Annotated in this window: 12 protein-coding genes; 1 reads left to right on the top strand and 11 read right to left on the bottom strand. The window is 68.0% G+C overall.

All coding sequences use genetic code 11. The features are described 5' to 3' along the window. Positions 1-7: 7 nt before the first annotated feature. From QF040_RS06140 to QF040_RS06120, 5 genes are all read right to left on the bottom strand, one after another. Positions 8-2,443 carry a TonB-dependent siderophore receptor gene (locus QF040_RS06140; RefSeq protein WP_429610272.1) on the bottom strand — a complete coding sequence of 812 codons (2,436 nt, stop codon included), beginning with the start codon at positions 2,441-2,443 and terminating at the stop codon, positions 8-10. Positions 2,444-2,558: 115 nt separating this feature from the next. Beyond that, entirely contained in the window at positions 2,559-3,632 is a 1,074-nt protein-coding gene (locus tag QF040_RS06135) for a FecR family protein (protein WP_429610271.1), read from the bottom strand. A gap of 118 nt (positions 3,633-3,750) precedes the next feature. After that, entirely contained in the window at positions 3,751-4,272 is a 522-nt protein-coding gene (locus QF040_RS06130) for an RNA polymerase sigma factor (protein WP_429610270.1), read from the bottom strand. 305 nt (positions 4,273-4,577) lie between these two features. Next, entirely contained in the window at positions 4,578-5,570 is a 993-nt protein-coding gene (locus QF040_RS06125) for a hydroxyacid dehydrogenase (RefSeq protein ID WP_429610269.1), read from the bottom strand. Between the two features lie 15 nt (positions 5,571-5,585). Beyond that, complete coding sequence (locus QF040_RS06120) at positions 5,586-6,626, bottom strand: LacI family DNA-binding transcriptional regulator (protein WP_429610268.1); 1,041 nt, start codon at positions 6,624-6,626, stop codon at positions 5,586-5,588. A gap of 196 nt (positions 6,627-6,822) precedes the next feature. Between QF040_RS06120 and QF040_RS06115 the strand changes: the two genes are divergently transcribed. Further along, a complete protein-coding gene (locus QF040_RS06115) occupies positions 6,823-7,335 on the top strand; it encodes an HD domain-containing protein (RefSeq protein WP_429610267.1) in 513 nt (170 codons plus the stop codon). 57 nt (positions 7,336-7,392) lie between these two features. Here QF040_RS06115 and QF040_RS06110 read toward each other — a convergent pair whose 3' ends face one another. From QF040_RS06110 to QF040_RS06085, 6 genes are all read right to left on the bottom strand, one after another. After that, complete coding sequence (locus tag QF040_RS06110) at positions 7,393-8,826, bottom strand: PAN domain-containing protein (RefSeq protein ID WP_429610266.1); 1,434 nt, start codon at positions 8,824-8,826, stop codon at positions 7,393-7,395. A gap of 180 nt (positions 8,827-9,006) precedes the next feature. After that, entirely contained in the window at positions 9,007-10,611 is a 1,605-nt protein-coding gene (locus QF040_RS06105) for an MFS transporter (RefSeq protein WP_429610265.1), read from the bottom strand. A 171-nt stretch (positions 10,612-10,782) separates the two neighbouring features. Beyond that, positions 10,783-11,424, bottom strand: coding sequence for a PqiC family protein (locus QF040_RS06100; protein WP_429610264.1), 642 nt, complete (start codon positions 11,422-11,424; stop codon positions 10,783-10,785). Beyond that, positions 11,421-13,091: an intermembrane transport protein PqiB gene (locus tag QF040_RS06095; protein ID WP_429610263.1), complete on the bottom strand. Its 1,671-nt coding sequence runs from the start codon at positions 13,089-13,091 to the stop codon at positions 11,421-11,423. The genes QF040_RS06100 and QF040_RS06095 overlap by 4 nt, the downstream gene beginning before the upstream one ends. After that, the gene (locus QF040_RS06090; RefSeq protein ID WP_429610262.1) at positions 13,088-13,816 is read right to left on the bottom strand and encodes a paraquat-inducible protein A; all 729 of its coding nucleotides are present in this window, start codon (positions 13,814-13,816) and stop codon (positions 13,088-13,090) included. The genes QF040_RS06095 and QF040_RS06090 overlap by 4 nt, the downstream gene beginning before the upstream one ends. Then, positions 13,813-14,460, bottom strand: a complete 648-nt coding sequence (locus QF040_RS06085; protein ID WP_429610261.1) for a paraquat-inducible protein A — start codon at positions 14,458-14,460, stop codon at positions 13,813-13,815. The genes QF040_RS06090 and QF040_RS06085 overlap by 4 nt, the downstream gene beginning before the upstream one ends. Positions 14,461-14,478: the final 18 nt, after the last annotated feature.

Below are 14,478 nucleotides of genomic sequence, written 5' to 3'. Positions count from 1 at the left end.
CGCCGGCCTACCAGCGGTAGGTGGCGGTCGCCACCGCGGTACGCGGATAGCCGTAGTAGCAGGCGACGTAGCCGCAGTTCGCGAAGTAGGTCTTGTTGGTCAGGTTGCGCAGGTTGAGCGCCAGGCTCCAGCGGTCGATGTCGTAGCCGATCATGGCGTCGAACACGGTCACCGCCGGCACCTTGGTCGGCGCGGTGGATTCGCCGTCGCCATAGTTGGTGCCGGTGTAGCGCGCGCCCAGGCCGAGCTTCACGCCGTTGGCGAAGCGGTAGTCGGCCCACACCGAGAAACGGTGGCGCGGCACCGCGGTGGCCTGCTTGCCGATCTCCTTTTCATTGGCGCTGGCCGTGACGATCGCGCGCGGCGTGTAGGCGTACGAGGCGGTGAAGTTCAGGCGCGGCACCAGCTCGGCCGTGGCCTCGAGTTCCAGCCCGCGCACCGAGATTTCGCCGGTCTGCTTGGGCACGAACTGCGCGTCGTAGCTGATGTAGTTGTTGCGCTTGAGGTCGAAGACGGCGGCACTGTAGAGCGCCTTGCTTCCCGGCGGCTGGTAGCGCACGCCGGCTTCGTATTGCTTGCCACCCTCGGGCTTGAACGGGTTGCCCGACACCGGGTCGATGGTCGCGGTCGGTGCGAAGGATTCGGTGTAGCTCAGGTACGGCGCCCAGCCGCTCGGGTGCAGGTAGACAAGTCCGGCGCGGCTGGTGAACTTGTGGTCGCGCGTGCGCTGGGTCGAGTTGTCGAGGCGGCTGAAGACGGTGCTCTCGGCGTCGTCGTAGCGCCCGCCCAGGGTCAGCGACCAGCGCTCGCCCCACTTGATCTGGTCCTGCAGGTAGAGACCGGTCTGGTTCAACCGCGTGATGCCGTCGAAGTACGGCGCCGGGATGTCGTACGCGCCGCCATGGACCGGCGCGTGGATGTTCAGCGGCGGGGCGCTGCCGCCGCTGAAGGTGACCTGGTCGATGCGGGTGCGCTGATAGTCCAGCCCCACCAGCAGCTTGTGCGTCACGTCGCCGGTGCGGAAGTCGGCCTGCAGCTGGTTGTCGAGCGCGACGGCACCGATGTTCTCGCGGCTGCCGAACAGGCTGCGCGAGAGCTGCATGAAGTTCGCGGGATCGGTGGCGACGTCGGGGTTCAGGGTCACGAAGCCGGAGGCCTGCACGCCGCGGTAATCGAGCTTCTGCGCCGCGTAGCGCGCGTTCTGCCGCACGGTGAAGATGTCGTTGATGCGATGCTCGAACTGGTAGCCGACCATCTGCTGGTCCTGGTTGAACCGGTCGAAGCCGGGCTCGCCGGTGAACAGCTTCGACGGGATGTAGCTGCGGATCGCGGTGGGCTCGAGCGAGCCGACCGTGGGCCGAGCGCGCGTGTAGACGCCGCTGCGCGTGCGCGTGAACTGCGACAGCAGCGTGAGGCTGGTGTCGGCCGAGGGCTTCCAGGTCAGCGACGGCGCGATGTAGCTGTGGTCGTCGGCTTCCTTTCCGGCGGGTAGTTGCGCATCGCGCAGCACGCCGGTGATGCGGTAGAGCAGCTTGCCGTCGGCATCGAGCTGGCCCGCGAAGTCGCCCGCGATCTGGCGCCGCGCGTGGTCCCCGAGCTGCACCTGCAGTTCGCGCACCGGCTCGGCCGTGGGCCGCTTGCTGACCACGTTCACCACCCCGCCCGGCCCGCTCATGCCGTAGAGCACCGACGAAGGTCCGCGCAGCAGCTCGATGCGCTCGGCGCCGTAGTTCTCGGTGCGCCACACGCCCCAGGTGCCGTTGTTGCGCAGCGGCAGGCCGTCGAGATAGAAGCCCGGCGAATACGCGTCGAAGCCGCGCAGCGAGATCCAGTCGTAGCGAGAGTCTGCGCCGTAGGTGGTGGTCGACACGCCCGGCGTGTAGCCCAGCGCGTCCTTGAGGTTGGTGGCGCCGATGGCCTCGATGCGGTCGGCCGTGATGACCGAGATCGACTGCGGCGTCTCGATGATCGGCGTGTCGGTCTTGGTGCCGGTGGCACTGCGCCGGGCCACGTAGCCCGGCACGCGGCCCGTGGCGCTTTCCTCGCCATCCGCCACCACCGTGACCGCCGGGAGCGTCGAAGTGCCCGAAGCCGCAGGTGCGGCCGGCGCGGTCTTGACCACAGCCGCATTGCCTTCCATCGCGGCCACCAGTCCGCTGCCCGCGAGCAGACGGTCGAGCGCCGCGCGCGGCGTCAGGCTGCCGGAGATGGCGGGCGCGGTCTTGCCGGCCACCAGGCTTTGCTGCACCACCAGCTGGATGCGGGTCTGCCGGGCCCAGTCGTTCAGGGCCTCGGCCAGCGGCTGGGCGGCAATGCGGATCTGCTGCGGTGCGCCCTGGCCTCCCTGACCCCCTTGGGTCTGCGCGCGCAGCGGCGCACTCGCCAGGGCGAACGCAACGGCCAGCGCCAGCGGTGCCGGCGTCATCTTCATCAAGCGGTTCATCAACGTCTTCCAGGTAGGTGAATACAAATGGTTCCTATCTGGCTGACGCACGAACCGCCGGAAATACCGTATCCCCAACGAAATATTTTTTGCTTCGAGGCTTCGAGCCCACCGGTCAAGGCGCGGCGACGATCTCGGCGACCGGTCCGTCGCCCCGGAGCCGCACGGGCAAGGCGCTCGGCAGCGCGCGCCGCAACGTGCGGGCGTCCCGCGGGTCGAAGGTGCCGCTCAGGCGCAGCGCGGCCACGGCAGGGTCGCGCACCACGAGGCCGGTGCTGCCGTAGCGCTCGAGTTCGGCCAGCGCGCGCGCAAGCGGCGTGTCGACAAAGCTCAGCCGGTGCTCGCGCCAGGGCGCGATGCCGTCACCCGGAATGGCCGACACGGCCGCCAGCATGCCCTCTGCATCGCTGTGCACCTGCTGGCCGGCGGTGAGGAAAACGGCGCCCTGCGGTTCCGTATCCGACGCGGACCCCACCCAGTTGCCCCAGCTGCCGTCAGATGCCCGGTCCATCCGCGCGACCCGCACCCTGCCCTGCTCCACCGACACCCGCGCACCTTCGGCACCCGCAACTGTCGGCGTGTAGCGCACCGCGAACCGGGTGCCGACCACCCGAACCTGCAACGGCCCCGCCAGCACATCGAAGGGACGCTGCGCATCCGATTGCACCGCGAAGACGGCTTGACCATCGATCAGCCGGACCTCACGCCGCTGGCGAAAGTAGCGCACCTCCAGCCGCGTGGCGGTGTCCAGCCGCAGCACGCTGCCGTCGGGCAGCGGCACCTCGAGTTGCTGCCCGCGCTGGGTGGCGAAAGCCTGCGCGAACACGGGCTGGGCCTGCTGATGGCGCCATCCCAGATAGCTGCCGCCGGCGACCACGCCCGCCGCGGCCAGCGCCAGCGCGGGCTTCAGGAAGCCGCGCCGCGTGGGGGCCGGCGCAGTGGCAGCCCCGTTTCCAGCGAAGCCCTCGCGCCAGCCCGCGACGGTCTCCGGCGCAATCGCGTCGAAGGCCTGCCAACGCGATTCCCACTGGCGGTAGGCATCGGCGTGCTTCGGGTCCGCGTCGATCCAGTCCTGGAAAAGACGCTCATCGCGCGAATTCCAGTTCGCGCTCCGGCGATGGACGAACCAGTCGATCACCTCCTCGCGCAGGCGCAATGCTTCTTCGGACGGTGGCAGCGATGGGGTCATGGCTCGGGGAGCTCTCCTGGTGAAGTAGACGCGCGAGCGGTGCAAAACCCTGTAGTGGGCATCGAGGGTGCACCGGGTCGCTCGCGCGTTCGCTCCTCTGGTGTTCGTGGTTTGCGTTTCATCGAGGGCCCCCGTTCACTTCGTCCAGGCATGTCCAGCAGGCCTGCATCGCGATGCGCAACTGCATCTCGACCGTGCGCACGGAAATGCCCATGCGCTCGGCGACCTCGGCATACGACAGCCCGTCGAACTTGTAGAGCACGAAGGCTTCGCGGCAGCGCGGCGGCAGCCTGTCGATGGTGGCGACCATGGCCGCCAGGCCCTGGCCGGAAGACAGGATGGTGTCGGGTTCGAAGGTCGAAGGGCCGATGCAATCGTCGAGCTCAACCGCGCCCTCTTCCGAAGAACCGGGCCCATCGAAATCGGCACGCACGCCGGTGCGGCGGTGGTGGTCGGTGACGAGGTTGCGGGCCGTGCGGTAGAGCAGCGCACGCGGATCGCGCACCACGCTGCCGGTGCGCTGCGCCTCGTACACGCGCACGTAGCTTTCCTGCGCCAGGTCGGCCGCGGTGGCGCGGTCGGACACCTTTCGGGAAAGAAAGCTCAGCAGCTCGCGGTAATAGCGTTCGAACACAGGCACAGCACGACCGAAAACGGTCGGTCGAAGTCCAGGGGCAGGTTGGCTTCGACATGGCGTGGCTTACCTGAGGCGATTCAGAAAACGGGAGGCGCCGATTATCACGCCTTGCCGTGGCAGTCCAGGTAGGAGTGCACGCCGGAGGCCTCGGCAGCGCGGTTCGCGGGACAGTGCACTGGCCCGAAGGGTAGGCATTCCGCTTGCCGGGCGCGCGCTGGCTACCCCTCCTCCTGCGCCTATGTGGGCCCACGGGTCGTGCATCGGCACGGCCTCGGGCGCTTCGAGTGGTTGTGTGATGAACGGAACGATCAGCCGAAGGCTTTCCGCCAGCGCCAGGCCTCGGCCGCGTTGACGGCGCCCTTCGGCATCCGCCCCTGGAACAGCTCGCCCAACTGGCCCACCGTTTCCATCGCTTGATGCTCGACAGCCGGCGGCGTGAGTCCGCCGATGTGCGGCGTGGCAATCACCCGCGGATGCGCGGCCACGCGCGGCGACGGCATCTGGTCGGGCGCGCGGCCCACGTCGAGCGCGCAGCCGGCGATGGTGCCGGCGTCCAGCGCGGCGAGGAGCGCGTCTTCGTCCACGAGGTTGCCGCGCGAGGCATTGATGAAGAAGGCGTGCGGCCGCATCGCGGCGAAGGCGGCGGCGTTCATCAGGTTCTCGGTGGCCTCGGTGGCGGGCGCGAGACACACCACGAAGTCGGACCGTGCGAGCAGCGCATCGAGCGCGACCTGTTCGATTTCGGCGCGTTCGATCGACGCATGCGGGTCGTGCACCACGACGCGCATGCCCAGCGCCAGCCCTACGTCGCAGAGGTAGCGGCTGATCTGCCCGTAGCCGATCACGCCCAGCGTGCTGCCGCGCAGCTCGCGCCCCATCGCCGGCACGACCGGCTGGCCCGCGTGATACAGCGCCGTCGAGGCGCTGATGTGGCGCCCCAGGTCGATCATCGCGCCCACGACCCACTCCGACACCGACGCGATGAACCCCGCGCTCGCCTGCGTCACCAGCACGCCGTGCCGGCTGGCCGAGGCCACGTCGATGTTGCGGATGTCGATCGCGCAGCGCACGAACGCCTTCAGGTCGGGCAGCGAGGCGAACAGCGCCTCGTCGCCCACCGTCTGGCGGTACGAAATGATGGCGTCGCAGCCTTGCGCGAGCCCGGCGAGTTCGCCAGAGGAGAGTTCGTGGTCCGTCGGATTGAAGCGCACCTGCGCAATGCCCTGCAACGCGGCGATGGCACGGTCGCCGAAATAAGGGGCGAGCTTGCTCTGCGGATGGCTGACGAAAACCGTGGTCATGAAAAAAGAACCTTGCTAGGCACGCGGCGGCACCACCGAATGGCGCGCCACCAGCGTGGGCGCGAAGACGAACTCCTGCGTCGGAAGCGACGCATCGGCCAGCCGGCTCATCACCCGCTCGACCATCACCTGCGCCATCTCGGGCACCGGCACGCGCACCGAGGTCATCGCGGGGTACATGAGCGTGGAGAGAAACACGTTGTCGATTCCCATGACCGACACGTCCTCCGGCACTGAGAGGCCTTCGTCGCGAAACCCGGCCATCAGGCCGAAGGCCAGCAGATCGTTCACGCCGATCACGCCGGTGGGGCGATCGGGCGATTTCGCGAGCAGGCGGGCCTGCATGCGGCCCAGCTCGCTCATCATCGAATCGCCGTATTCGTCGACCGGCAGGCTCTCGACAACCTGCGCGCTGCCTTCCAGGCCCGCGCTCTTCGCCGCGGCGAGAAACCCCCTGATCTTCTCGTTCCGGCTCATCGTGCGGCCGGACGGCGTGACGAAAGCCAGCCGCCGATGGCCCTGTTCGATCAGGTGCGAGGTGGCGATGCGCAGCGACTCGAAGTTGTCGACCGTCACGTGGTCGATGACGGAGGGCCCCCCCGGCGTGGCGCGGCGGTCGTAGCTCACCGCCACCAGCCCGCGCTCGGCGGCGGCTTCCACGTGCTGCTCGTCGACCATCGACGAGATGATGATCACGCCGCGCACGCCGTGCGCCATCAGGTCCTCGAAGAAATGCTTTTCCTTCTCGGCATCGCGGTAGGTGTTGCCGATCATGATGCGGAAGCCGTAGCGCCCCTGTGCCATCGCCTCGATCTCGCGCGCGATGAAACCGTACATCGGGTTGGCCATCGACGGCACCAGAACGCCGAGCAAGGGCGTGTGGCCCGTCTTGAGCTGCCGCGCCGAGGTGTTGGGCCGGTACTTGAGGTCCCGGATCGCCGCCTCGACGCGGGCCAGCGTCTCGGCGGCCATGCGTTCGCTGCGTCCGTTCAGCACGTTCGACACGGTGCTGGTCGACACGCCCGCCCTCTGGGCCACATCGGTGATTCTGCTCACGGAATCCTTCCAGTTTTCATCGTCGCAAGCCCATGCGCGTCGGCCGCCAAGGTGGAGAACGCCGGCACGGGCACCAGAACCAAGAGGGTAACGAACAAAATGGCCGGGTGCCTCGACATCGACCGGACGCTGTCTTCCGCCCCGGTGCCGGATGCCCGCGAAGGCAGAATGGAAAAAACCATCGGACGGATGCCCCATGACCCCATCGACACCCGAAGCCGCGCGCACCTACGCCATCGCCATGCATGGCGACCAGAAATACGGCCCGCATCCCTACGTTCACCACCTGGACGCGGTGGTCGCCCTGCTCCGGCCCTATGGAGAGAAGGCGCGGGTCGTCGGCTACCTGCACGACGTGGTGGAGGACACCGATGCCACGGTGTCGGATGTGCAATCGCGCTTCGGCGACCTGGTGGCGCGGTGCGTGTCGCTACTGACCGATGCGCCCGGTGCCAACCGCAAGGAGCGCAAGGCCAAGACCTATGCGGCGATGGCGCAGGTGACTGGCGATGAAGAACTGGCGCTCGTGGTCAAGGCTGCGGACAGGCTTGCGAATGTGCGGGCCTGCGTGGCGGATGGGCATCGGCAGCTTTGGGACACGTATCGGGGGGAGCATCCGACGTTCAGGGCTGCTGCGTTCCGCAAGGGGCAGTGCGATCCGCTGTGGCTTGAACTCGATCAGCTTCTGTTGGAGTGGCCGGCTTCCTGACGGCTTCGTTCAGGGCGCGTGCGCTGCCGGGTATCGGGCGATCAACCAATGCTCTGACTACTGCCCGCAGCTTGGATGCTTGTGGCCCTCGGTGGCATTGGGCAGGCCCATGAAATCGAGGATGTGCGGCGTGGTGCCGTCCACCTGCAGCATCGCGGTCGCGCCCAGATTGCCCTGGCAATAGCTGGGCTTGAGCGGGTTCGCGTAGTTGTTGTTCAGGATGAGCAAGGTGTCGCGCTCCGCCGCCGTCTGCCCGCCATGGCCGCTGCCGGTGCCGCCGTGGTCGGAGGTCACGACGATCAGCCACTCTTCGTTCGCGTAGTTCGGGCGTGCCGTGAGTGCGGCGAGCACCTGCGCGATCTGCTGGTCTTCGCCGGCGATCTTGCTCTGGTAGTCGGCGTTCAGCGGGTCGTAGCTCGGCGCGTGGATGTCGACGTTGTGCAGGTAATAGAAGATGGCCGTCGGCGGGTTCTTCCAACCGAGCCAACCCTTGACCGCATCGGTCGCCTGCTGCGAGTTCTTGGCCGCGTTGGCGACGACGAAGTCGGCCTTCGCGGGGCGCAGGTTGTGGGTGATGTTGAACCAGTCGCCGACCACCGCCGTCGTGGCCGTGGGCCACGCCTGCTTGATGAGGTCGAACACATGCGTCTTCTTCAACGGCAGGCTGGTGTCGTTCGAGGTCACGCCGTGCTTGTCGGCCCAGAAGCCGGTGAATACCGACGACCAGCCGGGGCCGCTGACGGTTGCCTGCTTGGTGCCTCCCGCGAGCACGTTGCCGTGAAAGGCACCGCCCGCGATCAGCGCCGACATCGCGGGCGTCTGCACGCACCCCTGGCACTGGATCGCGTCGCCGCGCAGGCCGTCGATACCGATCAGGAGCACATGCTTGTTGCCCGGCACGGGGTTGGGAATGCCCTCGCCCGCGATCAGCGCGTAGTGGTCGTAGGGATTGCCGGCGTAGTCGGTCTTCAGGCCGCCGACGTCGCTTGCGCGCTTGTCGCTGAGGTCGCAGCGCTGCGGGGTCTTGTGGTAGTCGAAGGACTTGCACCACGCGGCGCGGCTCGCGTCGGTGCAGGCGGTGGCGCAGCCGGCGGGCGTCACGGCCTGCAGGGTCTCGGTGTTGTGGCCGCTGATCGCCGCATCGGGCGTGCGCGTGAACGCCTTCAGCGGATCGGGCTTCAGGCTGTAGTGGTCGTAGGGGTTGCCGGGGTAATCGGTCTTCAGGCCGCCGACGTCGGTCGCCTGCTTGTCGCTGAGGTCGCAGCTCTGGGTGGTCTTGTTGAAGTCGAACGAAACGCACCAGGTGGCGCGCGGTGCGGACAGGCAGGCCGTCGCGCACATCTCGGGCGTGGACTGCGCCAGGTTCTCGACGTTGTAGCCCGAGATCGCGGCGTTCGGCGAGAGCGTGAACGCGTCGAGCGATGCCGCGGCGGCATGGCTGGCGAGCGCTGTGAACAGGCACGCCAGGCCGGCGCGGATCGATGGCTTCATGTGATGTCTCCTCATCGCGTGAACGTTGGATGAATCCCGTGTTGCCTCCGCGTTTGTCGCGTGGCTCCTGCAACTCCGGGCGGAGTAAATCACCGACGCCTGCTATCGATCCAATTCAAAAATCTTCAGTGTCGTATTGAGTGGGCCTATACGTCGCGCTGTCATCGGCGTGTGCTTGGCCTATGGCTTTTCGTCAGCGCGCTGCGCGGCAGGTCCCTTGCCGATCATCAGCCAGGCGCTCAACGCACTGAGCACGGCCAGCCCCGCGCTCAGCAGCATCACCCAGCGGAAACCCGCCACGAACGATTCGGCCACGGCGCGCTTGACCGACGCCGCGGTGGCCGCATCGACGCCCGGTGGCATCACCGCGCCGGCAAGCTTGCTGCGCTCGCCTTCGAGGAATTTCGACACCTCGGCCGAGGCGCCCATCTCGCGCAAGCCATCGGCCAGCGCGGCATCGAAGGCCCAGGCCATGACCGCGCCGAACACGGCGATGGCCAGCACCGCCGCCGCGCGCGACACCGCGTTGTTGACGCCCGAAGCCACGCCGGCGAGGTCGGGCCCGACCGCGTTCATGACGGTGGTGGTGAGCGGCGCGACCGTCACCGTCATGCCGAAGCCCAACACCACGACCGCGGGCAAAAAGCCGGTCCAGTAGCTCGCACCGACGCCCGGTATCGCGAACAGCACGAAGCCCACCGCCGCGATGCTCGGCCCGATGACCAGCGGCAGGCGCGGCCCGAAGCGGTCGACCAGTTGCCCGGCCCAGCCCGAGAGCGCGAACATGATGAAGATGAACGGCAGCAGCGCCGCACCCGCCACGGTGGCCGAGTAGCCCTGCACCTGGATCATGTTGAGCGGGAAGAAATACAGCCCGCCGCCCAGGGCCGCATAGAGCAGCAGCGTCAGCAGGTTCGCGCCGCTGAAGTTGCCGATGCGCAGCAGGCCCAGCGGCAGCATCGGCGTGCGCGCCTTGCGCTCGACCGCGATGAAGCCCGCGCTGCCCACGATGCCAACGGCCAGCGCCGCGAGGACGTACGGCGAATGCCAGCCCTGCGTGGGCGCCTCGATGAAGGCATAGACCACGCCGCCGAGCCCGGCGGTAGCGAGCAGCGCGCCCCACACATCGAGCCCGCCGCTGGCCGATGCGCCGTGGCTCTCGGGCACGTGGCGCCATGTGATCCACAGCACCAGCAGCGCCATCGGCACGTTGATGTAGAAGGCCCAGGTCCAGGAGAAGTGGTCGACCAGGAAGCCGCCGAGCACCGGCCCCACGGCGGCCGTGATGCCGCTGAAGCCCGACCAGGTGCCGATCGCCTTGCCGCGTTCCTTCTCGGGAAACGCCGCGCTGATGAGCGCCAGGCTGCCGGGCACCAGCAGTGCCCCGCCGATGCCCTGCACGGCGCGTGCGGCGATGAGCTGATGCACGTCGGCCGCCAGCCCGCAGGCCACCGAAGAGAGCGCGAAGATGCCCACGCCGATGGCGAAGATGCGGCGCCGGCCGTAGTGGTCGCCGAGTGCGCCGCCCACCAGCAGCAGCGCCGCCAGCAGCAAGGCATAGGACTCGACCACCCACTGCGCCTGGAAGGCCGTGGCGTTCAGGTCGGCCTGGATGGCCGGCAGCGCCACGTTGACCACCGTGCCGTCGATGAAGGCCATGCTGGAGCCGACGATGGCCGCGGCGAGCACCCAGGGTTTGGAGCGCTCGGGGCAGGCGCCTTCTTCCGCCCTGGCGCCATGCAGGATCAGCTTGTCGTCGCAGGGCGCCTTGCCGATCTGTGCCATGGGGTCTCCGATCTAACTATCTATTCGATTCGGGGGTCAGGATTTGCTCCTTCCCCCTTTTGGGGGAAGGTCGGGATGGGGGCATCTGCCAACTGGACGCGGTTGTTCCGTGAGCGCCGTCGTGCCCCCACCCCGGCCCTCCCCCAGCGGGGGAGGGAGAAAGACAAAAGATCAGAGCGCGCATGCCGTGGAGGCCGGGTTCGCACGCGCCGCGCTCACGCTGCGCGCCATCGCAGCAGCAGCAGCGGCCGTCACGCGCTGTGCGCCTTGCGCCACCGCGTCCATGCCGCCGCCGACCGCCTCGCCGACGTTCAACTGGCACACCACCGTGCGCGCCTCGTCGGAACGCCGCAGCGTCCAGCTGAAGCTCGCATCGACGCGCCCGCCATCGACCGCATCGAACTGCTGCAACTGCACCGCGACGCGCCAGACCGGCTGCGAGGTCTGCCGTCCGCCCTTGGTCACGTCGAGCGCACCCAGCCGCGCGGAGATGTTGCCGGACAGCGCATCGCGCAGCTCGTTCTCGAACGACGAGGCCCAGCGGTGCTGCTCGAGCACCTCGACCTGCACGCTGCCGCCCGGCTGGCGCACCACCATCTGCGGCCGCGCGAAGCGCTCGGGCACCGACACGGGCGCGAGCTCGATGTAGAGCGGCGCGGGGCTGCCCAGCGTCGAAGGCGCCGCATCGGCGGCGGCGACGGGGCTGGCGAGCGTGTAGTACTTGTCGGGCTTGCTCGCGCAGCCGGCCAATGCCAACAGCGCGGCTGCAACGATCAGCGCAGGTTTTTCGAATGCAAAGGTCTTGCTCATCATTTCTTGTCGTCCGGTTTGCCGCGCAGCAGCGACTCGGGATGGCGCTCCAGGTAGTCGGTCAGCACGCGGACCGAGCCCGCGGCGCGGGTCAGTTCCCGCAGCGTCTGGCGCATGTCCTGTTGCAGCGGCGAATCGTCGGCCAGGGTGCGCTCGGCCGTGTTCACGGTCTTGCGCACATCCTTCATGGCCGCGGCCAGCTCGGGCGTCACGTCGTTGTTGATGCGGGTCACGGTCTGCTCGGCGCTGGTGAGCGTCTTGTTGAGCGTGGCGAGCGTGGTGCGCAGGTCCGCCGCGATCTGCTCGTAGGGCACCTTGTTCAGCTTGCTCGCGATTTCCTGCACCTGCGACTGGATCTCGTCGAGGCTGTTGGCCACCGTGGGCAGCTCGATCGGGTTCTTCGCCAGGTCGATCTTCACGGGCGGCGCCTTCGGGAAGAAGTCGAGCGCCACATACACCGAACCGGTCAGCAGGTTGCCGTTGCGCAGTTGCGCACGCAGACCCTTCTCGGCCAGGAAGCGCAGGCGCTCCTGCTGCGTGGCGCGCGACTCGGTGCCCTGCGGCTGCCCGGTCTCGCGGCGGCGCAGGCGGTCGGGGTAGATCTGAACCAGCACCGGCATGCGGAACTCGCGCTCGGCGCGGTCGAACTCCACGCCGATCGACTTGACCTCGCCGATCACCACGCCGCGGAAGTCCACCGGCGCGCCGGGCACGAGGCCGCGCAGCGACTGGTTGAAGTACATGAGCAGCGTCTGCGAGGGGCCGTCGGGTTCCTTCATGGCCGCCACTTCGTCCTGCGCCAGCATGAAGGCGGTGTTCTCCTTGGCCAGCGGACCCATCGCGTCGTCGGGCGCCTGGAAGGCGATGCCGCCGAGCAGGATGGTCGCGAGCGACTGGGTGCGCAGCGTGAAGCCGCTCGCGCTCAGTTGCGCATCGATGCCGCTCGCCTGCCAGAAGCGGGTGTTGACGCCCACGAACTTGTCGTAGGGCGCGTTGACGAACACCCGCAGCGTGACGCCGCGGCCATCGCCGTCGAGTTCGTACGCGGCGACCTGGCCGACCTTGATGCGGCGGAAGTACACGGGCGAGCCCACATCGAGCGAACCGATGTCGGTGGCGCGCAGCAGAAACTGCTGGCCCGAGTCGTCGCGCGTGACGATGGGCGGCGCCTCCAGGCCCTTGAATTCGCCCGCGGTTTCCTTCGACACGCCGGCATCGGCGCCGATGTACGCCCCCGACAGCAAGGTGCCCAGGCCCGAGATGCCCGAAGTATCCAGGCGCGGCCGCACGACCCAGAAGCGTGAATCGTCGGAAGTGAAGCTCTCGGCGTCCTTGTTGAGCTGCACCAGCACGCGCACGTGCGAGCGGTCGCGCGCGAGGCGCAGGCTCTGAACAAGGCCGATCTGCACGTCCTTGTATTTCACGGCGGTCTTGCCGGCTTCCAGGCCTTCGGCGGTCTTGAAGGTGAGCACGATCTCGGGGCCGCGCTCCAGGAGGATGCGCGCCACCAGCGTCACGCCGACCAGCGCCGCCACGATGGGAATCAGCCAGATCAGCGAGGGCAGCCAATCGCGGCGGCGCTTGACCTGGGGTTTCGGTAATGGGGGCGCGGACGGCGGCGCGGAAGGTGCCGGTTTGTCGCCTTGCGGTTGCGGATCTTCTTCACTCATGCTGTTTGTTCTTCCCTGTTCTCGAAACTCTCTTGCATCGCCTGCGCTTCCTTGCTGTCCCAGGTGAGCTTCGGATCGAAGCTCAGCGAAGCCAGCATGGTCAGCACCACCACCGAGCCGAAGGCCGCGATGCCCACGCCCGCGGTGATGACCGCAAAGCCCTGGATCTGCACCAGCCCGGTCAGCAGCGACACCACGAACACATCGAGCATCGACCAGCGGCCGATGATCTCGATGATGTGATACAGCTTTGCCCGCTCGTGCTGCCGCCAGGTGCTCGCGCGCTGGGCCATCACCACAAGCAAGAAGAGCACCGCCAGCTTGAACAGCGGCACCAGGAAGCTCGCGATGAAGACGATGGCGGCCAGCCCGTAGGCGCCCGACACCCAGAAATAGATCACCCCGCTCAGGATGGTGTCGTACTGCGCGCCGAACAGCGTGCGCGTGATCATCACCGGCAGCAGGTTCGCCGGGATGTACATGATGCAGGCCGCGATCAAAAAGGCCCAGGTGCGCGTGAGGCTCTGGGGCTTGCGTGTGTGCAGGTGCGTGCCGCAGCGGCCGCAGGCATCGCCCTCTTGTGCGCCTTGCCACACGGCCGCGCAGTGCGGGCAGGCCATGAGGCCGAGTGAAGCGGCGGTGGCGACCGGGGCATCGGGATCGTGTTCGACCTCCTGATGCGCCGGCTTCGCCTCGCGCGACCTTCGAAGAGGGAAGAACTTCATGCGGAAGCCTCCTCCTGCTTCTTGTCTTCATCATCACCGGCGGCGCGGAAAGTCATTTCCCAGAAGGCACCCGGGTTGAACGACAGCACCGCCGTCAGCGTGACCGTGAGCGCCATGAACGCCCACAGCGCCGGCCCCGGGACCACGGTTGCCATGCTGGAAAGCTTGACGATGGCCACCAGCACGCCGAGCAGGAACACCTCGATCATTCCCCAGGGGCGCAGCGACTGCATCATGCGCACCAGCATCGCGAAGCCCAGCGGCCGGTGCTCGCGGCGCAGCGGAATCAAGAGGTACGCCAGGATGCACAGCTGCAGCAGCGGAAAAAGAATGGTCGTGGCCAGCACCAGCAGCGCCACCACCGACATGCCCTCGCCCGCCAGCACCACCACCGCGCCGGCCAGCGTGGTCTGGCTGCGCAGGCCGCGCAGCTCGATCTCGACGATGGGAAACAGGTTGGCGATGGCGAACATGATCAGGCTCGCCACCGTCAGCGGCAGGATGCGCTGCTGCTGCGAGCCGGGGTGCCTGTCCAGCTCGGTGCCGCAGCGCGGGCAGCGGGCCACGTCGCGCGGCTTCAGGGGCGCGCGGGTGTAGACCGCGTCGCAGCCCGGGCAGACCACGGTGTCAGGTACTTCCTTCATGGGGCCGTACCCTACCCT

Origin of the sequence: Variovorax sp. W2I14, from assembly GCF_050435205.1 — a bacterium.
Taxonomy (GTDB): Bacteria; Pseudomonadota; Gammaproteobacteria; order Burkholderiales; family Burkholderiaceae_C; genus Variovorax; species Variovorax paradoxus_C.
The sequence above is the reverse complement of the archived record's forward strand: the minus strand, read 5'-3'. Positions and strand labels throughout refer to the sequence as shown.